The sequence below is a fragment of the Paenibacillus soyae genome, assembly GCF_024623455.1.
Lineage (GTDB): Bacteria > Bacillota > Bacilli > Paenibacillales > Paenibacillaceae > Pristimantibacillus > Pristimantibacillus soyae.
The window spans coordinates 1-21,549 of sequence record NZ_JANIPJ010000009.1; the positions used below are offsets into that span (position 1 = coordinate 1).

A 21,549-nucleotide genomic window follows, 5' to 3' on the forward strand; every position below is an offset into this window, starting at 1 on the left:
TGCTAAAGCGCCGTTCCAAGGCGACAAAGCGGCATTCATCGAAGCGGTCCGCAAGGCGCTGTTCGCGAGCAAGATCTGCTCGTACGCGCAAGGCTTCGCGCAGATGCGCGCGGCATCCGAGGAGTATAGCTGGGATCTGCGCTACGGCGACATCGCGATGATCTTCCGCGGCGGCTGCATCATCCGCGCGCGCTTCCTGCAGAACATCAAGGACGCGTACGACCGCGATCCGGAGCTGCGCAACCTGCTGCTCGATCCATACTTCCAGAACATCGTGGAATCGTACCAAGGCGCATGGCGCGAGGTAGTCGCGGCAGCCGTGACGAACGGCGTGCCGGTACCGGCGTTCGCGAGCGCGCTGGCTTACTTCGACAGCTACCGTACAGAGCGTTTGCCGGCTAACCTGCTGCAAGCGCAGCGCGATTACTTCGGCGCTCATACGTTCAAGCGCGTCGACAAGGAAGGCACCTTCCACTTCAATTGGATGCAATCCTAAGCGTCAGCGCTCGGGAATCAACCCGTAAGCTGCTTGTCTCAGCAAGTGCCGAAGCCGGCTGGCTTCTTGATCGCAGTAATGCCTGCGCATGATGAGGGCCATGGCGGCTTCGGCAAAATACAGAAAGTTCTGCATCAGGCGTGGCTGCGGCAGATCCATGAGCGATGGATCTTCGTCAGCCACCTTTTTTTTGATATAACCCAGCATCCATACGACGTCCTCTCGGCACAGAGGATGCTCGGGGTCCAGGATTTGTTTGATCTTTTGCTCGGTAGCTTGAAACGCCCGCGTCGAAGCTTCGCTTGGCATAGGCTTGTCGCTCCCTTTTTTGGAATAGGAATCGAGATTGCATCATTATCATCCATACGGCTTATTCCTATTTTTTATACCCCGAATACCGAAAAAAATGATATGATATGGAAGAAATGCGGCGCTGACCGCGCAAAAAGGATGGTTGATCGATGGTTTCACAAGCTTCGCGCGACAAGCTGATCTTAATCGGTTTTATGGGAACGGGGAAATCGAGCGTCAGCAGGCTCCTGGCGGATAAGCTGGGATGGCTGAGACTGGACGCGGACGAAGAGATCGAACGAGCCGAAGGGCGGACCATCCCGGAGATTTTCGCGAGCGACGGGGAGGAAGCGTTCCGCGCGATCGAGAGCCGGGTTTTGGCAGGCCTGATAAACCGCAAGGAGCCTATCGTGATAGCAACCGGGGGCGGAGCCGTCCTGAGGGAAGAGAATCGAGAGGCGATGCTGGGCGGCGGATTCGTCGTGGCGCTTGCGTGCAGCGCGGAGCGGATCATCGCTAGGGTGAAGGCGGATACGGAGAGACCGCTCCTCCAAGGAGATGTGGAGAGCAGGGTACACGCTCTGCTGGAGCAACGGAAAGGCATTTACGACTTCGCGCATTTCTCGATCGACACGACGGAGCTCACGGTCGAACAGGTCGTGGAGAACGTCTTAAGAGAATGGAAGCTTCATTTCAATTGACTATAGATAGGAGACGTAACGAGAAATGGATGTAATCGTCACGCCGACGCCCCGGCTGAAGGGTAGAATCGAGGCGCTTTCCTCGAAAAATTACACGACGAGATATTTGCTTGTAGCGGCGCTTGCCGAAGGTACCAGCACGATTTATTATCCTGCCCACAGCGAAGACAGCGACGCTATGCGCCGGTGCATCCGGGATTTGGGAGCGATTGTGGAAGAGGACGACGAGAAAATCGTCATTACCGGCTTCGGCCGGAATCCGAAGCCGGCGGAACAGCTGGACGTTGGCAACGCGGGAGCCGTGCTCCGTTTCCTCATGGCCATTGCTTCGTTATGCCCGGACGTCACCTTCATCAACCGGTATCCGGACTCGCTCGGCAAACGCCCTCATAACGATTTAATCGAGTCGCTGAGCAATATGGGCGTCACTATTGAGCATAATGAAGGCAAGCTCCCGATCCGCATTCAAGGCGGCAAGCCTCGCGGCGGGCACATTCAAGTATCCGGGAACATCAGCTCCCAATTCCTTAGCGCGCTTCTTTTTTTGACCCCGCTGCTGGATGAAGACAGCGAAATCGAGGTGCTCCACGATCTGAAGTCCAAGGTCGTCGTCGGCCAGACGCTGGAAGTGCTGGAGCAAGCCGGCATCGTTATTCATGCCGACGAGGATTATATGCGCTTCCGCGTGCCTGGCGGTCAACGCTACGAAGCGAAGACGTATCACGTTCAGGGGGATTATCCCGGCTCCGCCGCGATTCTTGCGGCAGCCGCCGTCACGGAATCGGATGTTGTCGTGAATCGTCTGATGGAGAACAGCAAGCAGGGAGAGCGCGCGGTCGTCGACGTGCTTCGCATGATGGAAACGCCTCTGACTCACGAGAACGGCGTTGTGCACGTACAAGGCAACTGCAAGTTGAAGGCCGTTGAATTCGACGGAGACCATGCGACGGACGCGGTTCTCGCCATGGTAGCGGCAGCCGTCTTCGCGGAAGGCACGTCCCGTTTCTATAACGTCGAGAATCTGCGTTACAAGGAATGCGACCGCATCACGGATTATTTGAACGAGCTTCGCAAAGCGGGAGCGAACGTCGAGGAGCGCCAGAGCGAAATTATCGTTCACGGACGGCCGGAAGGCGTCGAAGGCGGAGTCGATATCGACGCGCATTATGATCATCGCGTCATTATGGCGCTCACGGTGGTAGGATTGCGTTCGAAGGCGCCGATCCGGATTCATGACGCGCATCATGTCGCCAAGTCGTATCCGATTTATTTCGACCACCTGAAAGCGCTGGGCGCTAACGTAGAATGGGTAAACGGAGCATCCTCTTCTCATTAAAATCTTGATGGACCGAGGTGTGGCAATGGCGTTTCAAAATCCGGACAGAGAGCAGATCAAACATTTGCTGCAGGGCAGCGATACCGTAGCGGTCGTCGGCTTATCCGACAACCCGGAGCGGATATCGTACATGGTGTCCGAAGCGATGCAGAAGAAAGGCTATACGATTATTCCCGTCAATCCGAACGCGGATACCATACTGGGGCAGAAAAGCTATGCCAAGCTAAGCGACATTCCCGTGCCGGTCGATATCGTGAACGTGTTCCGGCGCAGCGAGCATACGCCTGGCGTGGCCGAGGAAGCGGCGGCGATCGGCGCCAAGACGCTCTGGCTCCAGCTCGGCATCTCGAATGAAGAAGCGGCCTCTATCGCTTCCGCCGCAGGAATGAACGTCATCATGGACCGCTGCATCAAGGTCGAGGATTCGATCCTCCTGCCCGAAGGAAAACCCAAATCCTAACGGTTATAATTATCACGTCTAATCTCCACAATAAGAAAGGCTTCAGGAGGAGCGGTCCGGAGCATAAAGCTTAACGGGCTGCTTGGCTGAAGACTTACGCTTAACATCCAAGGAGGACACGACGTGAATCAATATTCGCAACAGCCGGTACAATTCCAAGGCGGAAGACAGAATTTCTCGACACAATCGCAATTCCAACCATCCGGATTCGTTCAATCCAGCTACCAAGGTCAGCTGAGCCAACCTTCGTTCGGCCGCACGCAGCAATCCATCGTAAGCAGCCCGACGAACAACAGCTACGGCTCCCAAAACACGCAATACGGCTATCAGCAGAATTCCGCGTCCGCTTATAGCTCGTTTAACCAACCGGCTATTACGAACACATTCATTTCGCATCAACCGGTTCAAAGCCATGCCAGCTCCCCGGCTACGGCATTCGGCAATGTTGGTCCGGTGATCGCTCGCGTTGGCTACCAAGCCGGTATTGACAATCAGAACCAAGGTCAATACCAGTCCCAAAGCCAATTCGGACAGCAGCAGTCCTACTACCAACCGGTGCAATCCTCCTTTGCGGCATCGAACACGGGCATGGGTTTGCAAAATCAAAACCAATACCAAGCCGCTCAAGGCTTTGGCATGTCCCAGGTTCATTCCAGCACGACTTCGCAGCATCCGGTGTACGAAGCGACCAACGCCTATCAGCAAGCAGGTCCGGTCATTTCGCAGTTGGGATACCAAGCGGGCAATTCGAACTCGAACTTCCGTTAATCGGCAAGTAATCCCGACAAGGGAAAGAATCATCAACAGGGCGGGCCTTCGGCCCGTCTTTTATTTTGACAAATAAGAAGCCAGCGCTTAACATCGTAATAGACAAGTTCTAGATAGCGCTTACGAAGGAGGCAAGCCCATGACTTTCATAGGGAGCCTGCAGCAATTGGGCAGAGCTTTCATGCTGCCGATGATCGTGCTCCCCGCTGCCGCGGTGTTTTTAAGCTTAAGCCAGCTGCCATGGGATTGGATCGGATTGCCCGGCATGCCGGAGCATTTAAGGGCCGCCAGCGATATCATATTCGCTTATTTGCCGTTTGTGTTTGCGCTTGGCATCGCGCTTGGGCTTACCGGCAACGCCCTCGCGGCCGGGATGGCGGCATTGATAGGCATGATCATCTATACGGGCATCACCGGGTCCGCGAACCCCGAAATCGAACCGACCGTGCTGATTGGATCCTTTATGGGCATCATTTCGGGCTTCAGCCACGAACGATTCAAGGATCTTAAGCTGCCGGAGTATATTCAATTTTTTGGCGGGCCGCGATTTGTTCCGTTGTTTGTTAGTTTTATTTCGCTCTTATTTGCCATAGGTATGGTTAATATTGCTCCTTATTTGCAAGCCCTGCTAGTTGAGCTAGGGAAAACCGTATCGTCGGGCGGAGGGTTCGGCGTTTTCCTATACGGCTTCATCCATCGTATTCTCACCGTTTTCGGTCTTCACCATTTGGTTAGCCATGTGTTCTGGTTCCAAATCGGCGGCTATGAAACGGAAGCCGGAAACATGGTGTATGGCGACTTGCCTCGGTTTTTCGCCGGCGATCCGACTGCGGGCAGCTTCATGGCGGGGCTTTATCCGACGATGATGTTTGCGCTGCCGGCCATTGCGTTCGCGATCATCCATGAAGCGCGGGAGGACCTCAAGCCGAAAATTCGCAAAACGTTTCTTTACGCCGCGCTTGCTTCGTTCTTGACGGGCGTAACGGAGCCGGTCGAGTTCGCGTTCCTGTTCGTGGCTCCTTATTTGTATGTGGTACACGCTCTGTTATCCGGCGTTATTATGTGGATTACATATGAGCTTGGCATTCTGCACGGCTTTTCCTTCTCGGCGGGCGCCATCGATTTTATCATTAACGAGCACCTGGCCACGAGAGGCTGGCTGCTTCTTCCAATCGGCGTCGTCGTCGGCATTGTGTATTACTTCTTATTCCGCTGGGCGATTCGCCGCTTCCGTATTCCGACCCCTGGACGCGAAGAAGGTTCTCAGCTTGACGAATGGGCAGGGGACATTCCGTACCGGGCGCCCCTTATCCTGCAAGCGATCGGCGGCAAGCAGAACATCGTCCAAATGGAATCATGTATTACTCGGCTTCGCCTGAAAGTATCGAACGAGAAAATAATCGATATCAACGCGCTTCGTAATCTAGGCGCGGCGGGCGTAATCAGGCTGGGCGGCGGACATGTTCAAGTCGTTTTCGGCACGTACTCCGAGCTCATCCGCGAAGAAATGCTGAAGGCTATCCGCCGCGATCAGGCGCAGGTGCTGTTCCATTCCCCGATGCAAGGGAAGATGATTCCGCTCGAAGAGGTTCCCGATCCGATATTCGCCGGGAAGCTCGTAGGGCAGGGCGTCGCGTTCATCCCGGACCGGGGCGAGCTGGTATCGCCGGTCAAAGGGAAAGTCATCCATATTTATCCTACGATGCACGCGATCGGAATCAAGACGGCGGAAGGGCTGGAAGTCCTGCTGCACATCGGTATCGATACGTCCCGATTGGCCGGGAAATCATATTTCCAGTCGCTCGTGAAGGAAGGGGACGACGTTACGCCAGGCATGCTGCTTATCCGCTTTAACCTGCAGCGGGTGCGGAAGGAAGCCAAATCTTTGGCCACACCAATGGTCATTACGAACTCCGACGTCGTCCAGTCTTGGAGATACGCGCCTTTCAAAGCGGTGAGAAAGGGACAATCGTCGGTCATGTCAGTCGTGCTTAAAGAGAGCAATGGTGGAGGGGAAACACAATGATTCAAGGGATTGGCGCCTCGTCGGGCATCGCGGTCGGGAAGGCGTTCGTATTGCCGAACTGGGAATGGGAAGTGCCTGATCAGAAAATCGACGTTGCGGATTTCGCCAGGGAGTTCGAACGGGTCTACGAAGGCATTCGTACCTCGAAAAATGAAATCGAACAAATCAAGGACGAGCTAAGAGAGGTTGTCGGCTCGGAAGAGACACATATATTCGACGCGCATATCGCGATTCTGGACGATCCCGTCTTTATGAACGAGATTCAAGGCATTATCCAGCGCCAGTACAAAGCGGCGGAAGTCGCGGTCAAAGAAGCGATCGACCATTTCGTTACCATGTTCGACCTGCTTGACGATGATTACATGAAGGAACGGGCGCTCGACATCAAGGATGTCGGCAACCGGCTGCTCAAGCATTTGCTGGGCGTGCCGGAAATCGCGCTGCCGAAGGATACGCAGCCATTCATTCTCGTAGCCAAAGAGCTGTCGCCGTCTCAGCTAGCCCACATCAATCCCGATCATGTGCTCGGAATCGTCACAATGGCGGGCAGCACGACCTCGCACTCGTCCATTATGGCTCGAGCTTTGGGCATTCCGCTCGTCGTGGGCATCGAAGGCGATCTCAAGGAGCCGATTACTACCGGGCAGACGATCGTCATCGATGGCGGGGACGGCAAAGTGTTCATCGATCCCGCGCCGGACGTCATCGAACAATATCATTCACTTCATGAGAAGCAGACGGAAGCGAAGAGGAAGCTGCAGCATATCGCGGACCGCCGAGCGGTCACGCCGGACGGGAAAGCGCTCAGGCTCGAGGCCAATATCAGCTCCATGAAGGAGCTTGAAATCGCCCTTTCCAGCGGAGCGAACGGCGTAGGGCTGTTCCGGACTGAGTTTCTATATATGGACCGTAACCGATTCCCCCGGGAAGAAGAACAGTATGAAGTATATCGCAGCGTGGCGGAGAGGCTGGGCGGCGACCCGCTCGTCATTCGAACGCTAGACATCGGGGGCGACAAGCAGCTGGATTATTTCGAGCTGCCGGAGGAAGACAACCCGTTCCTCGGCTATCGGGCGATCCGTATATCGCTCGACCGCAAGGATCTGTTCAAGACGCAGCTGCGGGCTATCCTCCGGGCGAGCGCCTTCGGAGAAGTGAAATTAATGTACCCGCTTATCTCGTCCATCGAAGAAGTGCGCGCGGCTAATGCCATTCTTGACGAAGCCAAGCGGGAGCTGGATCGAGAAGGAATTCCATACAACCCAAATATGAAGGTCGGCATTATGATCGAAGTGCCGGCAGCGGTCATGATCGCCGATTTGCTTGCGCAGGAAGTCGATTTTTTCAGCATCGGGACCAATGATTTAGTGCAATTCACGCTGGCCGTCGACCGAATGAACGAAGAAATTTCGCATCTCTACGATCCGTTCCATCCGGCACTGCTTCGGATGCTGGTGCAGACGACTGCAGCGGCCAAGAAGAGCGGCATTACGATCAGCGTGTGCGGGGAGATGGCCGGAGATTTGCGGGCGCTGCCGATCTGGCTGAGTCTGGATGTCGACGAGCTTAGCATGTCCGCGCATTCCATCCTTCATGTCAAGCAGCGTCTTCTTGACACCCGGCAGGAACAATGCCGAGCTCTACTCGAGCAGCTGAAGACATGCCGCACCAGCGGCGAGATTGTTCAGAGGCTTGAAGATTTCAGCGCCTCCTCAATAAGCCCCGTTTTCAGCGCCGATAAGGTTGAATAGAGCCATAAAAAAACAGCGAATGGTTATCCCATTCGCTGTTCTAATGCGTCCACAAATGCTTTTGCATACGGAGGAAGATCGGGGGGTCTGCGCGCGGAAATGAGATTCCCGTCGACAACGACGGGCTCGTCCAGCCATTCGGCTCCCGCGTTCTCCATGTCGTCCCGAATACCCGGGGTGGAGGTCACTTTCCGTCCCGTTAATATTTTGGCCGAGATGAGCACCCAGCCCGCATGGCAGATTTGGCCGATCGGCTTATCCGCTTCGTTCATTTCCTTGACCAACTGCAGAACCTTCGGATAACGTCTCAGCTTATCCGGCGCCCACCCTCCGGGTACGAGCAGACCGTGAATGTCATCGCCGTTCACTTCGTCGAACGACAGATCGGCAACGGCAGGCACGCCGTATTTGCCGATGTGGGTTTTGCCTTTCTCGGGTCCCGCGAACAGGACGGTCGCGCCTGCTTCGCGCGCGCGATATACCGGATACCATAATTCCAAATCCTCGAACTCGTCGTCCAGCAGGCAAATAACCGTTTGGTTATGCAAGGTCATATCGCAAGCCTCCATCTCCATGAAATGTTGAACAATCAATCATTCCTATTGTAACGAAGGAGTATATATGAATCAAATGAACAAATGGCTACGCTTTATACCCGCTTTGGCATGGATGGGCGTCATCTTCGCGTTATCCTCCCGCACCGGCGACGAGATCAACTCGGTTCTGCCATTCTTCCAAAAGTTTTTTCCCGGCATGACGGACTTTAACTGGGGACATTTCGTCTCGTACTTTATTCTCGCCGCCGCATTCGATTACGGCTTCGGCAGAAGAGCCGACGGGATTGTTCTCAAGCTCGCCATTATTTTGTTATGCGGCTTATACGGCGTGACGGATGAGCTTCACCAGTCGTATGTCGGAGGGCGCATGATGGATATGAAAGATATACGCAACGATATGATCGGAGCGGCTGTTTGGACGATCGTCATCTCCATTCCTTTTGTTCGGAAGAAGTGGAGACGTTACGCGAGTTAATCGTTTCGATGGTCGTAGAAAAAATTACAAAGCATCGTCAGCAGGATTTTTGACAAAAAAGGTCGAATATTTTATTCACAAAGCTGAAACGAAGGAAGGCAATTCCCCAGCAGGAACGCCGCCGTTTCGCGTGATTAAAGTAGGATAGATAGCGGCTTTTCGCCGTTATGAGAAGGAGTTGGCCATCTTGCGGAAAAAATGCCTCTGCGGCGAAACAATGACGATGAAATTGCGTACGGTCATCTATTCGGGGAAAGTGGAAATCGATAATGTGCCGATTTTTTCGTGCGCGTCATGCAGTAGAAGCGAGGTCATTCCCGAAGTGAAGCCGGATTTGACGGGTCTGATCGCTCAGCTTGGAGCTCATCCTCATAAAGGTAGCTTTTTGTTTAACGAATGCAACGAATGGGCAGATTTGTTAGTAGAAGCAAAAGCGTACAAGCAACAGCCGGAGGCGCATGAAGTAGAGGCGCTGATCGAGCAGCGCGTGAATATGCTTCTTGATTTGTATTTGCTGGCGCAATCCTTGAACGACGAATCCTGGATCGAGGATATTAAGAAACGTCTGAACCAAATCAGCAGACGAACATTGCATACATAACGCCCTCAACGAGATTGAATAAGCTAGACGAGCGGCTGATATGATCCCTGCAACTGTTCCATCAAACTGTCATCCGTTGTAAATTCGTTACCCGCAGCAGGATTCCTCACATGTATTTCTTACGACCGATAGGCGTTAACATTGCGAAAAGTAATATTTTGTCGTATTATTACGTTAATATACGGCGTACGAAAGAATGAAAAATTTGAGCAAATGGAGAGAGAATCCGTGACGGTAACCATTTATGATGTAGCAAGAGAAGCAGGTGTATCCATGGCAACGGTTTCCCGGGTGGTCAACAACAACCCGAACGTGAAACCGGCAACGAGAAAGAAAGTATACGAGGCCATCGAACGTCTCGGCTATCGTCCGAACGCGGTAGCTCGCGGCTTGGCCAGCAAGAAGACGACAACGGTCGGCGTCGTGATTCCCGATATATCCAACGCGATTTTCGCGGAAGTGGCGCGCGGCATCGAAGATATCGCCAATATGTATCATTATAATATTATTTTATGTAATGCCGACAAGAAGAAAGACAAGGAAATCCGGGTTATCAATACGCTGCTGGAGAAGCAAGTCGACGGCTTGCTCTTCATGGGCGGCGCCGTCACGGACGACCATCTGGTCGCTTTCCGCACGGCGAACGTGCCGATCGTATTGTGCGCGACCAGCGACGAGAACAACCAAATTCCTTCCGTTGACATTAATCACGAGGAAGCGGCGTTCGACGCGGTCATGAAGCTTATCTCCCAAGGCCATCGCCGCATCGCGATGATCAGCGGAACGCTTCAGGATCCATCCAATGGTTATGCGCGATTCCAGGGCTACAAGCGCGCCTTGGAGCAATCGGGCATTACATACGATGATACATTAGTTCGCATCGGGAACTACCGTTACGAGTCGGGCGTCGATGCGATGAAATATTTTATCGAGCTCGAAGAAAAACCGACGGCCGTCTTCTCCGCTACGGACGAGATGGCGATCGGCGCGATTCACTGCATCCAAGACTCGGGACTTAATGTGCCGGGAGATATTTCCGTGATCAGCGTGGACAACAGCCGCATGGCATCCATGGTAAGACCTCAGCTCACGGCGGTAGCGCAGCCGATGTATGATATCGGAGCCGTTTCCATGCGCCTGCTGACGAAGCTCATGAAGAAAGAAAATGTCGAGCACTCGAAGGTTATTCTGCCGCATGAAATCGTGGTTCGCCATTCCGTTGGAGGCATTTAATCGCGATGACGACAACGAAAATCGGCATAATCGGAGCAATGGCGGAAGAGATCGAGCAGCTTCACCGGCATGTTGATGTCACGTCGGAGTTTACGAAGGCGGGCATTACGTATTATGAAGGCAGCTTCCACGGGAAGAACGTAATCTTCTGCAAATCGGGAGTCGGGAAGGTGAACGCCGCGGTATGCACGCAGCTTCTGCTGGAAGCGGGCGCGACCAGCGTATTGTTTACCGGCGTCGCGGGCGCACTGGATCCTGCCTTGAACATCGGTGACATCGTCGTATCGACCAGCTGCATCCAGCATGACATGGATGTAACGCCGCTTGGTTTCGCCAAGGGTGTCATTCCATACCATCCCCGTTCGGAGTTTGCGGCGGACGAGCAGTTGGTTCAATTAGCTTATGAGGCCAGCGAGCGTGTCTTCCCAGGGCACAGCTTGAAGGGCAAGGTTTTATCCGGCGATCAGTTCATCGCGGATAGAGGCACCGTTGAAGGGCTTCATCAGACGCTGCAGGGTGCCTGCGCGGAGATGGAAGGCGCGGCCGTCGCGCAAGTTTGCGATATGAACGACATTCCGTTTGTCGTCATTCGTTCCATGTCGGACAAGGCCGACGGCTCCGCCCATGTGAACTTTGCGGAATTTACGGTTCAAGCTTCCGAGAATTCGTTCCGCATTATCGATGAAATCGTGAAGAGCCTTTGAGAGAAGTAGAAGCGCCGCATAACGCGGCGCTTCTTTCTTTTTGCATTTCTATAGATCTTGAATGACAATCGATTGAATAGTCCTGTTCTGCTCGGTTATGATGTCGCGCCTAGGGATGGCCGGAATGTCGGAGCGCTCATCCTGCCAGTAAGCGGGAAGCGCCACGGGACTCTGATCCTTCCAACGATCCAGCCATGCCTTCGGGAGAGGCATACGGCGCCCCTCCTTAAGGGCCGCCGCGAGCGGGTGATCCGACATTTCCAGCCAAACATGCGACCAGGCGCGAGGCACGACTCTCCATATATCGTAGCCTCCGCCGCCAAGCGCTATCCACTTGCCGTTCGTATAAGCATGAGCAAGCTCGTGGAGGATCGCGGGGATCTCCTCGTAGATTCTCATGCTGCAATGGATATGGGACAGAGGATCGTACGCATGAGCGTCACAGCCATGTTGGCTGATAATGACATCGGGTTTGAACGCTTCGATGACTTTGCGAAGCGTGACGTTAAAGCTCTCCAGCCAAGAATCATCTTCGGTATAGGGCTCCAGCGGTACGTTAAAGCAAGCGCCGAAGCCGGAATCGACGCCTTTCTCGTAAGCAAAGCCGGTGCCGGGGAACAAATATTTGCCCGTCTCATGGATCGAATACGTGCATACGTCAGGGTCTTCATAGAAGCACCATTGCACCCCGTCGCCATGATGGACGTCCGTATCGACGTAAAGAACGCGCGCATTGTAATGGCGGCGAATATGCTGAATCGCGATCGAAGCGTCATTATAGACGCAGAAGCCGGATGCGCGATCGGGAAATGCATGATGATGCCCGCCCGCAAGATGGAAGGCATGCTGCGCCTTGCCGCTCATGACGGCCTCAGCCGCTTCGAGAGAGCCGGTCGCGATGGCGGAGGCCGCTTTGTGAAGCCCGGGAAAAAAAGGCGTGTCCTCCGTCTGAAGGCCGAATTGCTCCGCGATGACCGATTTGCGGCGAGGATCGTCTTCATGATCCAACTGCTTCACGGCTTGTATGTAATCGTCGCGATGAACCCAGCGTAATTGCTGCTCGGAGATTGTATAGCCGGGGGAGACGATCTGATCGTCCTTCAAAGCTCCGGCTTCCTTCAGCAGATCGATCGTCAACGTCTGACGGATGGGATCGAACGGATGGTCGTCATGGAATTTGTAGCCGGATGAATCGGAATGATGAATGAATATTGCCTTTGATACCATTCTAAGCTCATTTCCTTTCCCAGTAGATAGTTCGGCTTAATACATGAATCGTCCGCGGAACCGGACTCGGTCGAATTGCTCGATGGAAGAGAGCGGCACTTCCTTGCCTATCCGCACCATCAGGCAGTTCGCGGGATGGGAGCATATTTCCGGATCATCGGTTGCATACCAGATCATACCGGCCGATTTCATGAGCTTCTCCATCATGGCCCGGTAATCCCACACGTTAAGACCCGTTCCTTCCAAGTCCCAGTGCCAATAATACTCCGTCGTGAACACGATCATGTTCTCCAGCTGTTCCTCGGCGAAAGCCATGGCGATCAATTTTTTGCCGAGCCCGTAGGAGCGGTAATCGTCTGCCACTTCGATGGCCCCGAGCTCGATCAAATCTTTCATGCCGCCTTCCGACCACCGTTCCAGCTCGTCCGGATAATGAAAGGTTACGTACCCTACGATTTGATTGCCCTCGCGGGCTAATAGGATGCGGCCTTCTTCCAGCGAGGCGATTTCGACTAGCGCCTCGTGCTGATCCGCCGGGCGGCGGAAAGCGTCGAGCTTCGGGTGCATCGTATACTCCGCTAACGCATCGGGAGGAACGGGGCCTTCTATGATCAATTCGCGATGGTCGCGGGTCGTAACGGTTTCTCTGAGCGCTATTTTGCGGTGCTCCATCTGCGGGTCGTCCTCCTTCGTCATTATGATCACGCCAATAAAATGATTGAATCCATCGTTAATATGATTGTTTTCTACTATTTGTTTATAACAAACAATCAAGAAAATGAAAAGCGTAGTCGAGAGTTAACAGGTTGTGGTATAATGAGAGAGGTCAATTGAAAGCGCATACTATAACTGAAGTATTACAGATTTGATGGGAGAGTGATAGAATGATCAACTTGCATCAAGAACGTATTCCGGCAACAGCGGCTAATCCGAATTTAGAAAATTACGAAGAAGCGAAAGCGTCCTTTGCATGGGAGCAGGTAGAGAAGCAATTCAGCTGGCACGAAATCGGCAAAGTGAATATGGCCTACGAGGCGGTCGACCGCCATGTCGAGCTCGGCAAAGGACAAAAGACAGCGCTTTATTATAGCGACAGCGAGCGCGATGAATCGTATACATTCGAACAGCTGAGCCGCCAATCGGGCCGATTCGCTAACGTCTTGCGCGGCCTCGGCATCGGCAAGGGCGAGCGCGTATTTATCTTTATGCCCCGTACGCCCGAGCTGTACTTCAGCGTGCTTGGCGCGCTTAAGATCGGAGCGGTAGTTGGCCCGTTATTCGAAGCCTTCATGGAAACCGCCGTCAAGGACAGGCTGCAAGACAGCGAAGCGGTTGCGATCGTAACGACGCCCGCGCTGCTGCACCGCATTAAACGCGACGAGCTTCCGGCTCTCAAGCATATTATCGTCTTCGGTGACGACGTCCCTGCCGAAGAGGGAATCGTAAACTACAAAGAAGAGATGGCCACAGCCTCCGAGACGGCCGAAATCGAATGGCTGGACCGCGAAGACGGACTTATTCTCCATTATACATCGGGATCCACCGGAAAGCCAAAAGGCGTTTTCCATGTCCAGAACGCGATGATCCAGCACAAATTGACGGGTCAAATCGTTCTCGATTTGAAGGAGGACGATATCTACTGGTGTACGGCGGACCCTGGCTGGGTAACGGGAACGTCGTATGGCATTTTCGCTCCATGGTTGAATGGCGCGACCAACGTCGTTCGCGGGGGCCGATTCAGTCCGAGCGATTGGTACTCTGTCATTCAGAAGTACGGCGTAACGGTCTGGTATAGCGCGCCGACGGCGTTCCGCATGCTGATGGGAGCGGGCGACGATTTGTCGAAGCAATTCGATCTGTCGAGCCTTCGCCATGTGCTTAGCGTAGGGGAGCCGCTTAATCCCGAAGTCGTCAGATGGGGGATGAAGGTGTATAACCAGCGGATTCACGATACATGGTGGATGACCGAGACGGGCGGACAGCTGATTTGCAACTATCCGAGCATGGATATTAAGCCGGGCTCCATGGGCAAACCGCTGCCGGGCGTACAAGCCGCCATTATCGATGACAGCGGCAACGAGGTGCCGCCTTACCGTATGGGCAATCTGGCGGTTCGCGTGCCATGGCCGTCCATGATGCGCAAGATTTGGAATAACCCTGCCAAGTACGAGGAGTATTTCCGCCTGGAAGGCTGGTACGTATCCGGGGATTCCGCTTATATGGACGAAGACGGTTACTTCTGGTTCCAAGGCCGGATCGACGACGTCATTAATACGGCGGGCGAGCGCGTCGGTCCGTTCGAGGTCGAAAGCAAGCTTGTCGAGCACCCGGCGGTAGCGGAAGCGGGCGTTATCGGCAAGCCGGACCCCATGCGGGGCGAAATCATTAAAGCGTTTATCGCGCTTCGCGAAGGCTACGAGGCCTCGGAAGAGCTGAAGAAGGAAATTGCCCAGTTCGTTAAGGTAGGTTTGTCGGCGCATGCGGCGCCAAGAGAAATCGAATTCAAGGATAAGCTTCCGAAGACGCGCAGCGGCAAAATCATGAGAAGGGTGCTTAAGGCATGGGAGCTTAACCTGCCGACGGGCGATCTTTCTACCATCGAGGATTAGTAGTCGGAACCATATCGAATGAAATAGAAGAAGGCCGCTTAGGCTCCGTTCCGGATCCTAAGCGGCCTTCTTGCTTTTCTTATTCGCTTACCGTAATCGCGGCGGAAGGGAGGGATACTCCGACGCTGTTCTCTGCCGTAACCTGGTAGCTGCCGTTGGACAGCGGGGCCATATGCTCGAAGCTCGTTTGCGTTGTAGAAGCGAGCTTTACATAGCTGCCGTCGTTATTCGCGCTGTAGTACACATGATAAGTGGTGACTTGATCGGACACGGGATTCGCTGCCCAGCTTAGAATGATGCTAAGCGCGGATCTCTGTGCCTGAAGACCGCTTGGAGCGGCAGGCGGAGCCGACGCTTCGGCGTTTTGTTCGCCGCCGTTGCCGTCCGTGCCGCCGTTGCCTTCGCCAGGCAGGCCCGTGTTCGGCAATTCCGGAATAACTGGCGGAAGACCGAGCGACACGAGTGTGCCCTGCGGCGATTCTTTGCCTACGACGTCTACCGCCGCCACGTAGTATGCTGCGGATTCGTTCGCAGCGGTCTGGAAGCTGAACGTAGTGCCTTCCCCGAAATGAATCGATTCGCCGAACTTGGCGAATGGCCCGCCACCGACAGAACGGTATAAGCGATAGCCGACGATATCGGGCGACTTGCTGTCCGTGAAAGTGATCGTCGCGCTGCCGTTCGAGCCCGTAGTGAGCTTGACATCATTCGGCGGCGCAGGCAATGCACCGTCGTCCGTTCGAGGATCCGTCTTGGAAGGCGCGTCGTTCTTGGCGTCAGCCGGCACGTACACCTCGAGCGGTCTGCGGTTTTTTGCGGGCAGCTTCGACTGTGCCGCTTTGATTTCGTCCATTAATACGTCTAGCGGCTTCTTCCGCTTGATTACGACCTTCTCCTTCAGCATATCTTCGGGAGTCGCTTCGTTAGGCACGTAGTTAATGCCCTCGTACGTAATGTATTTCATATTGACCAGTGCATCGTCCGGCTTTTTCGGTAAAAATTGTTTATTGAAATAGTCCGTGACCAGCATGCCTGCCGACTTGGTCAATTGCGTCGGCACTAGACCGCTTGCGCTGGAGACGGTCGCTTTCACGATGCCATCCGGCTTCGCGAACGCATCCGTCACGAACAGCTCCGGTTTCTCTTCGGTCAGCTTGTTCATGATCAGCGTCCATATGGAGCGCGCGCGCGTGCGTCCGTTATTGGACAACGAGTTGATCTGCTCCTCGTAGCCGGCCCATACGCCAAGCGTGACGTCAGGCGTAAAGCCCATAAACCATACGTCGCCGTAGCTTTGCGTCGAACCCGTCTTCCCGGCGACCGGGATTTTGCCGTATTGTTTGAACTGCTGCGCAACCGAATGACCGGAGCCGGCGCGGTCCGAGATGACCGTTCTCAGCATATCCGTCATGAGGAACGCGGTTTGCTCGGAGAATACGCGCTTCGGCTGTTCTTGATGCTCATAGATGATTTTCCCGTTCGCGTCCGTAATTTTCTCGATCATGTAGGCATCCTGCAGAACTCCTTGGTTCGGGATCGAACCATACGCGTTCGTCATCTCTTCGACGGATACGCCGAGACTTAAACCGCCGATTACGCCTGTCTGCGCATACGCGTCCTCGGGCTGCAAAGTGGTGATGCCCAAGCTTCTAACGAACTCCCATGATTTCTCGATCGTAACCTCTTCGTTGAAAATCTTGAGCGCAGGGAGGTTCAAGGAGCGGTTAAGCGCTTCCCGGGCGGTGACGAGACCCATGAACTTGTTCGTTACGTTCATCGGGATGTGGAAGCCCTTCTGGCCGTCCTTCATGACGATCGGCGCGTCGTCCACGATGCTGGCCGGCTGAATGATGCCTGCTTCGATGGCTGGCAAATAGGCGGCGAGCGTCTTCATCGTCGAGCCGGGCTGACGGATCATCTGCGTCGCGAAGTTCATCTGCTCCTCATAGAAGTCGCGTCCTTCAAGCATGCCGATAATCGCGCCGGTCTTGTGGTCGAGCATGATGCCGGCGATTTGCTCGAGGCCCTTCTCTTCGCTGTACGGCGTGAAGTTTTCTTCGTTGCTCGCGATGTCGCGCATGATCGAATAAACTTCCTTGTCGATCGTCGTATAGACGTGATAGCCGCCGCGCAGGAGCTGCTCGCGGGCTTCTTCGATCAGAGCCGCGTTCTCCTTCTTGCGCAGGTCTTCTTTCGTCAAGGACGGGTCCTGCTGCATCAGCAGCACTTCCGCCGCCTGGCGCTCGGCTTCGAGCATGAGGTAAGGATAGGTCGTGTACGCCTTCTCGCTTGGCGGCGCAAGCGACGCCTTCATGTCGAACTTCAACGCCGCATCGTGTTCTTCCTGCGTAATCTTGCCCGTCTCGAGCATGCGGGCGAGCACGAGCTGCTGACGCTTCATCGCGCGTTCGAAGCCCGCTTCGTTGAACTGGCCCGAACCGTTAAACGCATTGTAGAGCGAAGGCAGCTGCGGCAAGCCTGCCAGGTAAGCCGATTGCGCGATATTCAGTTTGTTCAAATCGGTGATGCCGAAAATCCCTTTCGCGGCTGCCTTAATGCCGAATACCTGATATCCGTTGGAGCCGTTCCCGAACGGCATCTTGTTCAGATAGGCGGCCAGTATCTCTTGCTTCGTGAGATAACGTTCCATTCGCAAGGACAGGAAAATTTCTTTGATCTTGCGGCTGTCGGTGCGGTCGAGGCTGAGGAACACGCGGCGGGCCAGCTGCTGGGTCAGCGTGCTGCCGCCCGTCTGCGTGTCCTCGTTGAACAGCTTCTGCTTCACGGCGCGGCCGAGACCGTTAATGTCGACGCCCTTGTGCTCGAAGAAATTGTTGTCCTCCGTCGCGATTAACGCGTCGATGACGGATTGCGGAATTTCGTCGTATGTAATGACGATGCGGTCCTCGTCGGTCCGCAGCTGCCCGACGAGGGAGTCGTCGTTGAAATAAACGTAACCCGTCATCGAATATTCGCCGACTTTGTTCTGGATGAGCGTCTGCGGCCGAACCTCTTCGTCCTTGACGAGCGCCGCGACATAGCCGGTTACCGCTCCTCCGGCCAGTAATCCAAAGAATATGCCGAAATAAATAATCCATTTAAACGTGATGAATGATACCAGCCCAAAAAATCGCCATTTGCTATAGGCTTTTGCCGACGACGGTTGCTTTTCTTCTTCCATCCTTATAACTCCTCCTCCAAAATTGCATTATCATTATAGCATAAAACCCCATTCGGTACATGAAATAAGGCGACAGGCGTCTGACTTTGTCGACCTAGGAAGGGAATTGGCTTATCTAAACAAAAGATTCGGATCAGCGTTTTATAATAAGACGCATGAAGCTGGCGAAATGTTTTCCAGCATGCGGCGGGGATGGCGGCCTATTAAATAATCAATGAGCGCGGCCATTCATCATTTTGCAAATCCAGCTAAATGAGAAATTGTTAATTTTTCCAGCAACGTTTGTAAATAATTCCCGTATAACTAGTAAGTTTGGATAACAGGATTATACGAAGGAGAAAGGAGGGGAGACATGGAGACCGTTTACCTCGCCTGCTTGATAGGCGGCGTCTTGTACGCCATTGTCAGCGTGATTTTCGGAGACTGGCTCAGTCAGGCTTTGGATGGGGCCCTCGATTTTTTGTCGGTCGATTTCCTGCAGCCCATGACGATCGTGGGAGGCATAACGATCTTCGGCGGAGCGGGATTTCTAATGGAACGTTACAGCAGCTTTGCCGGACCCGTCATCGTACTCGGATCGGTGCTGATTGCTGTCGCGGGAGCAATTATCGTTTATTTCTTGTACGTGAAGCCGATGGAGAACAGCGAAAGCTCGATCGCCTTCTCGGTCGCGTCGCTCTCGGGCTCAATTGGCGAAGTGCTAGTCTCGATTCCGCGGAACGGCTACGGCGAGGTGCTGGTCAAGGTCGGAGCGGGGAATACGAACCAGATCGCGGCCAGCTTCGACAACGAGCCTATTCCATCCGGATCCAAGGTCGTCGTTGTCGAAGTCCGCGAAGGAGTCCTGTACGTGTCCGAGTTGAACTTAGAACTATAATGGAGAGGGGCAATTTCACATGCCAGAAGTTTTTATTGTGCCGGCAATCGTAGTCGGGGTCATCATCGTATTGGGGTTAGCGTTCTGGGCGAGGTACAAGACGGTCAGCCCGGATGAGGCGATGCTGGTAACGGGTTCGTTCCTCGGCACCCGCAATACTTCGGTCGACGAATCGGGCCGCAAGGTGAAAATCATAAGGGGCGGCGGCGCGTTCATTCTCCCGGTGTTCCAGAAAGCGGAGTTTCTGTCCCTGCTGTCCCATAAGCTGGACGTATCGACGCCGGAGGTCTACACGGAGCAAGGCGTGCCGGTCATGGCCGACGGCGTGGCGATCATCAAGATCGGCGGCGCGGTGGAGGATGTCGCCACGGCGGCGGAGCAGTTCCTCGGAAAGCCGACTGAGTCTCTAAAGGGAGAGGCGCAGGAAGTGCTCGAAGGCCATCTGCGCGCAATTCTCGGCACCATGACGGTAGAGGAAGTATACCGTAACCGGGACAAATTCGCCCAAGAGGTGCAAGGCGTCGCCGCCAAGGACCTCAAGAAAATGGGGCTCCAGATCGTCTCGTTCACGATCAAGGATCTGCGCGATAAGCACGGTTACCTGGACGCGCTCGGCAAGCCGAGAATAGCGGCGGTGAAGCGGGATGCCGACATTGCCGAAGCGGAAGCGGTCCGCGACGCGAGAATCCAGAAGGCGCTCGCGGCCGAAGCCGGACAGAAAGCGGAGCTGCTGCGCGATACGAACATCGCGGAAGCGGAGAAGGATAAAGAAATGAAGGTTGCTTCCTTCAAACGCGATCAGGATACGGCCAAGGCGGAAGCGGATCAGGCGTATTCGATTCAGGAAGCCCGCGCGAAGCAAAGCGTCGTCGAAGAACAGATGAAAGTCGAGCTCGTGCGCAAGGAGAGGGAAATCGACCTCGAGGCCAAAGAGATCTTGCGCCGCGAGAAGCAGTATGACGCGGAAGTGAAGAAGAAGGCGGACGCCGACCGTTACGCGGTCGAGCAAGCGGCGGAAGCGGACAAAGCGAAGCGGATTCGCGAAGCCGACGCGCTGCAATACCGGATTGAAGCGGAGGCGAAGGCCCAAGCTGCCCAGAAGCGGCTTGACGGTCTCGCGGTCGCGGAGGCCGAGCGGGCGAAAGGTACGGCCGAAGCGGAGGTTATCCGCTTGCGCGGCCTAGCGGAGGCGGAGGCGAAGGAGAAGCTGGCCGAAGCGTTCGCGAAGTTCGGAGAAGCGGCCGTACTCGATATCATCGTGAAGATGCTGCCAGAACTTGCGGGCAAAGTAGCGGAGCCGATCGGCGCCATCGACAAGCTGACCGTCGTGGACACGGGGAACGGGGAAGGAGCCGCGCGCGTAAGCAACTACGTTACCTCGCTAATGGCGACGGCTCCAGAAATGCTGAAGAGCGTCTCCGGCATCGACGTGAATAAGCTGATTCAAGGCTTAACCTCGAAGGCCATTCCTGCTTCCTCGCCAGCCATTGCCCCCGCGGTCGAAGCGAAGAGCATCGTGCCTCCGGCGAAGCCGACGGAATAAGCAAGAAAAAACCTTGAACCGAACGGTTCAAGGTTTTTATTCTCAATATTAACGGCTGTAGAACTCGACGATTTGTTTCTCGTCGATCTCTTGGCTCAGCTCGGCGCGGTCTGGCAGGCGAACATACTTGCCTTCCATAGCTTGCTCGCTGAATTCCAGGTAGTTCGGAAGGTGATGACGGCCTTCCAGAGCTTCCTTGATGGATTTCAAACCGCGGCTGCGCTCGCGCAGGCCGATTACGTCGCCGACTGCTACCGTGTAGGAAGCGATGTCGACTTTCTTGCCGTTAACTGTAACGTGGCCGTGAGCTACCAGCTGACGAGCGCCAGCGCGGGAGTTCGCGAATGCAAGACGGTAAACGAGGTTGTCCAGGCGGCTTTCGAGAAGCGCCATGAAGTTTTCGCCCGCTTTACCTTTTTGCTTAGCCGCTTTGTCGTACAGGTTGCGGAATTGCTTCTCGTTCATGCCGTACATGTGGCGAAGCTTTTGTTTCTCTTGCAGTTGGATGCCGTAGCCGCTCATCTTTCTGCGTTGGTTAGGGCCGTGCTGTCCCGGAGGGAAAGGGCGTTTCAAGTCTTTGCCTGTACCGCTAAGGGAGATGCCCAGACGGCGGCTTAGTTTAAATTTAGGTCCTGTATAACGTGACATGTGTCAATTAACTCCTTCATCAAATGTAATTTTGAGAATGGGGTTGTAGTGCGCGGATGACATCC

19 protein-coding genes and 1 pseudogene are annotated in these 21,549 nt (G+C 54.5%); 14 read left to right on the forward strand and 6 right to left on the reverse strand.

Annotation, left to right across the window (positions count from 1 at the left end; genetic code table 11):
- A pseudogene (locus NQZ67_RS13370) lies at nt 1-496 on the forward strand (NADP-dependent phosphogluconate dehydrogenase); the annotation flags it as partial.
- A gap of 3 nt (nt 497-499) precedes the next feature.
- Here the strand turns inward: NQZ67_RS13370 and NQZ67_RS13375 are convergent.
- Nucleotides 500-805 (reverse strand): hypothetical protein, encoded by a 306-nt coding sequence (locus NQZ67_RS13375; RefSeq protein WP_257446361.1) that lies wholly within the window; start codon nt 803-805, stop codon nt 500-502.
- A 152-nt stretch (nt 806-957) separates the two neighbouring features.
- Between NQZ67_RS13375 and NQZ67_RS13380 the strand changes: the two genes are divergently transcribed.
- The 6 genes from NQZ67_RS13380 (at nt 958) to ptsP (ending at nt 7,829) form a co-directional block, all read left to right on the forward strand.
- Entirely contained in the window at nt 958-1,488 is a 531-nt protein-coding gene (locus tag NQZ67_RS13380; protein ID WP_257446363.1) for a shikimate kinase, read from the forward strand.
- 25 nt (nt 1,489-1,513) lie between these two features.
- Entirely contained in the window at nt 1,514-2,824 is a 1,311-nt protein-coding gene (aroA, locus tag NQZ67_RS13385) for a 3-phosphoshikimate 1-carboxyvinyltransferase (RefSeq protein WP_257446366.1), read from the forward strand.
- Between the two features lie 25 nt (nt 2,825-2,849).
- A complete protein-coding gene (locus tag NQZ67_RS13390) occupies nt 2,850-3,284 on the forward strand; it encodes a CoA-binding protein (RefSeq protein ID WP_257446369.1) in 435 nt (144 codons plus the stop codon).
- Between the two features lie 123 nt (nt 3,285-3,407).
- On the forward strand, nt 3,408-4,052 hold the full coding sequence (locus NQZ67_RS13395) for a hypothetical protein (RefSeq protein ID WP_257446372.1): 645 nt from the start codon (nt 3,408-3,410) through the stop codon (nt 4,050-4,052).
- Between the two features lie 139 nt (nt 4,053-4,191).
- Nucleotides 4,192-6,078: a glucose PTS transporter subunit IIA gene (locus NQZ67_RS13400; RefSeq protein ID WP_257446375.1), complete on the forward strand. Its 1,887-nt coding sequence runs from the start codon at nt 4,192-4,194 to the stop codon at nt 6,076-6,078.
- Nucleotides 6,075-7,829, forward strand: a complete 1,755-nt coding sequence (gene ptsP, locus NQZ67_RS13405; protein WP_257446377.1) for a phosphoenolpyruvate--protein phosphotransferase — start codon at nt 6,075-6,077, stop codon at nt 7,827-7,829. Before NQZ67_RS13400 ends, ptsP begins: the two co-directional genes overlap by 4 nt.
- A gap of 23 nt (nt 7,830-7,852) precedes the next feature.
- On the opposite strand, the gene NQZ67_RS13410 is transcribed toward ptsP, so the two are convergent.
- The gene (locus tag NQZ67_RS13410; protein WP_257446379.1) at nt 7,853-8,383 is read right to left on the reverse strand and encodes a type 1 glutamine amidotransferase domain-containing protein; all 531 of its coding nucleotides are present in this window, start codon (nt 8,381-8,383) and stop codon (nt 7,853-7,855) included.
- Nucleotides 8,384-8,459: 76 nt separating this feature from the next.
- Here NQZ67_RS13410 and NQZ67_RS13415 point away from each other — a divergent pair, with 76 nt between their 5' ends.
- From NQZ67_RS13415 to NQZ67_RS13430, 4 genes are all read left to right on the forward strand, one after another.
- Nucleotides 8,460-8,861, forward strand: coding sequence for a VanZ family protein (locus tag NQZ67_RS13415; protein ID WP_257446382.1), 402 nt, complete (start codon nt 8,460-8,462; stop codon nt 8,859-8,861).
- Between the two features lie 187 nt (nt 8,862-9,048).
- Entirely contained in the window at nt 9,049-9,462 is a 414-nt protein-coding gene (locus NQZ67_RS13420; protein ID WP_257446383.1) for a hypothetical protein, read from the forward strand.
- A gap of 228 nt (nt 9,463-9,690) precedes the next feature.
- Nucleotides 9,691-10,695, forward strand: a complete 1,005-nt coding sequence (ccpA, locus tag NQZ67_RS13425) for a catabolite control protein A (RefSeq protein WP_257446385.1) — start codon at nt 9,691-9,693, stop codon at nt 10,693-10,695.
- A 5-nt stretch (nt 10,696-10,700) separates the two neighbouring features.
- Nucleotides 10,701-11,399 (forward strand): 5'-methylthioadenosine/adenosylhomocysteine nucleosidase, encoded by a 699-nt coding sequence (locus NQZ67_RS13430; RefSeq protein ID WP_257446386.1) that lies wholly within the window; start codon nt 10,701-10,703, stop codon nt 11,397-11,399.
- Between the two features lie 48 nt (nt 11,400-11,447).
- Here NQZ67_RS13430 and NQZ67_RS13435 read toward each other — a convergent pair whose 3' ends face one another.
- Both NQZ67_RS13435 and NQZ67_RS13440 read right to left on the reverse strand, forming a co-directional pair.
- Nucleotides 11,448-12,626 carry an acetoin utilization protein AcuC gene (locus NQZ67_RS13435; RefSeq protein WP_257446387.1) on the reverse strand — a complete coding sequence of 393 codons (1,179 nt, stop codon included), beginning with the start codon at nt 12,624-12,626 and terminating at the stop codon, nt 11,448-11,450.
- Between the two features lie 36 nt (nt 12,627-12,662).
- On the reverse strand, nt 12,663-13,298 hold the full coding sequence (locus NQZ67_RS13440) for a GNAT family N-acetyltransferase (RefSeq protein WP_257446389.1): 636 nt from the start codon (nt 13,296-13,298) through the stop codon (nt 12,663-12,665).
- Between the two features lie 212 nt (nt 13,299-13,510).
- Here NQZ67_RS13440 and acsA point away from each other — a divergent pair, with 212 nt between their 5' ends.
- Nucleotides 13,511-15,235 (forward strand): acetate--CoA ligase, encoded by a 1,725-nt coding sequence (acsA, locus tag NQZ67_RS13445; RefSeq protein WP_257446391.1) that lies wholly within the window; start codon nt 13,511-13,513, stop codon nt 15,233-15,235.
- A 79-nt stretch (nt 15,236-15,314) separates the two neighbouring features.
- Here acsA and NQZ67_RS13450 read toward each other — a convergent pair whose 3' ends face one another.
- The gene (locus NQZ67_RS13450) at nt 15,315-18,416 is read right to left on the reverse strand and encodes a transglycosylase domain-containing protein (protein WP_257446393.1); all 3,102 of its coding nucleotides are present in this window, start codon (nt 18,414-18,416) and stop codon (nt 15,315-15,317) included.
- Between the two features lie 352 nt (nt 18,417-18,768).
- Between NQZ67_RS13450 and NQZ67_RS13455 the strand changes: the two genes are divergently transcribed.
- Both NQZ67_RS13455 and floT read left to right on the forward strand, forming a co-directional pair.
- On the forward strand, nt 18,769-19,293 hold the full coding sequence (locus NQZ67_RS13455; RefSeq protein WP_257446395.1) for an NfeD family membrane protein: 525 nt from the start codon (nt 18,769-18,771) through the stop codon (nt 19,291-19,293).
- A 19-nt stretch (nt 19,294-19,312) separates the two neighbouring features.
- The gene (floT, locus tag NQZ67_RS13460) at nt 19,313-20,836 is read left to right on the forward strand and encodes a flotillin lipid rafts scaffold protein FloT (protein ID WP_257446397.1); all 1,524 of its coding nucleotides are present in this window, start codon (nt 19,313-19,315) and stop codon (nt 20,834-20,836) included.
- A 48-nt stretch (nt 20,837-20,884) separates the two neighbouring features.
- Here the strand turns inward: floT and rpsD are convergent, their stop codons facing one another.
- On the reverse strand, nt 20,885-21,484 hold the full coding sequence (gene rpsD, locus NQZ67_RS13465; protein WP_257446399.1) for a 30S ribosomal protein S4: 600 nt from the start codon (nt 21,482-21,484) through the stop codon (nt 20,885-20,887).
- Between the last annotated feature and the right edge of the window lie 65 nt (nt 21,485-21,549).

What these genes read in the sequence shown, in the direction of transcription:
- NQZ67_RS13375 (WP_257446361.1), bottom strand. Translation starts at nt 805, where the DNA reads ATGCCAAGCGAAGCTTCGACGCGGGCGTTTCAAGCTACCGAGCAAAAG.
- NQZ67_RS13380 (WP_257446363.1), top strand. Translation starts at nt 958, where the DNA reads ATGGTTTCACAAGCTTCGCGCGACAAGCTGATCTTAATCGGTTTTATG.
- aroA (WP_257446366.1), top strand. Translation starts at nt 1,514, where the DNA reads ATGGATGTAATCGTCACGCCGACGCCCCGGCTGAAGGGTAGAATCGAG.
- NQZ67_RS13390 (WP_257446369.1), top strand. Translation starts at nt 2,850, where the DNA reads ATGGCGTTTCAAAATCCGGACAGAGAGCAGATCAAACATTTGCTGCAG.
- NQZ67_RS13400 (WP_257446375.1), top strand. Translation starts at nt 4,192, where the DNA reads ATGACTTTCATAGGGAGCCTGCAGCAATTGGGCAGAGCTTTCATGCTG.
- ptsP (WP_257446377.1), top strand. Translation starts at nt 6,075, where the DNA reads ATGATTCAAGGGATTGGCGCCTCGTCGGGCATCGCGGTCGGGAAGGCG.
- NQZ67_RS13410 (WP_257446379.1), bottom strand. Translation starts at nt 8,383, where the DNA reads ATGACCTTGCATAACCAAACGGTTATTTGCCTGCTGGACGACGAGTTC.
- NQZ67_RS13415 (WP_257446382.1), top strand. Translation starts at nt 8,460, where the DNA reads ATGAACAAATGGCTACGCTTTATACCCGCTTTGGCATGGATGGGCGTC.
- NQZ67_RS13430 (WP_257446386.1), top strand. Translation starts at nt 10,701, where the DNA reads ATGACGACAACGAAAATCGGCATAATCGGAGCAATGGCGGAAGAGATC.
- NQZ67_RS13435 (WP_257446387.1), bottom strand. Translation starts at nt 12,626, where the DNA reads ATGGTATCAAAGGCAATATTCATTCATCATTCCGATTCATCCGGCTAC.
- NQZ67_RS13440 (WP_257446389.1), bottom strand. Translation starts at nt 13,298, where the DNA reads ATGGAGCACCGCAAAATAGCGCTCAGAGAAACCGTTACGACCCGCGAC.
- acsA (WP_257446391.1), top strand. Translation starts at nt 13,511, where the DNA reads ATGATCAACTTGCATCAAGAACGTATTCCGGCAACAGCGGCTAATCCG.
- NQZ67_RS13450 (WP_257446393.1), bottom strand. Translation starts at nt 18,416, where the DNA reads ATGGAAGAAGAAAAGCAACCGTCGTCGGCAAAAGCCTATAGCAAATGG.
- NQZ67_RS13455 (WP_257446395.1), top strand. Translation starts at nt 18,769, where the DNA reads ATGGAGACCGTTTACCTCGCCTGCTTGATAGGCGGCGTCTTGTACGCC.
- floT (WP_257446397.1), top strand. Translation starts at nt 19,313, where the DNA reads ATGCCAGAAGTTTTTATTGTGCCGGCAATCGTAGTCGGGGTCATCATC.
- rpsD (WP_257446399.1), bottom strand. Translation starts at nt 21,484, where the DNA reads ATGTCACGTTATACAGGACCTAAATTTAAACTAAGCCGCCGTCTGGGC.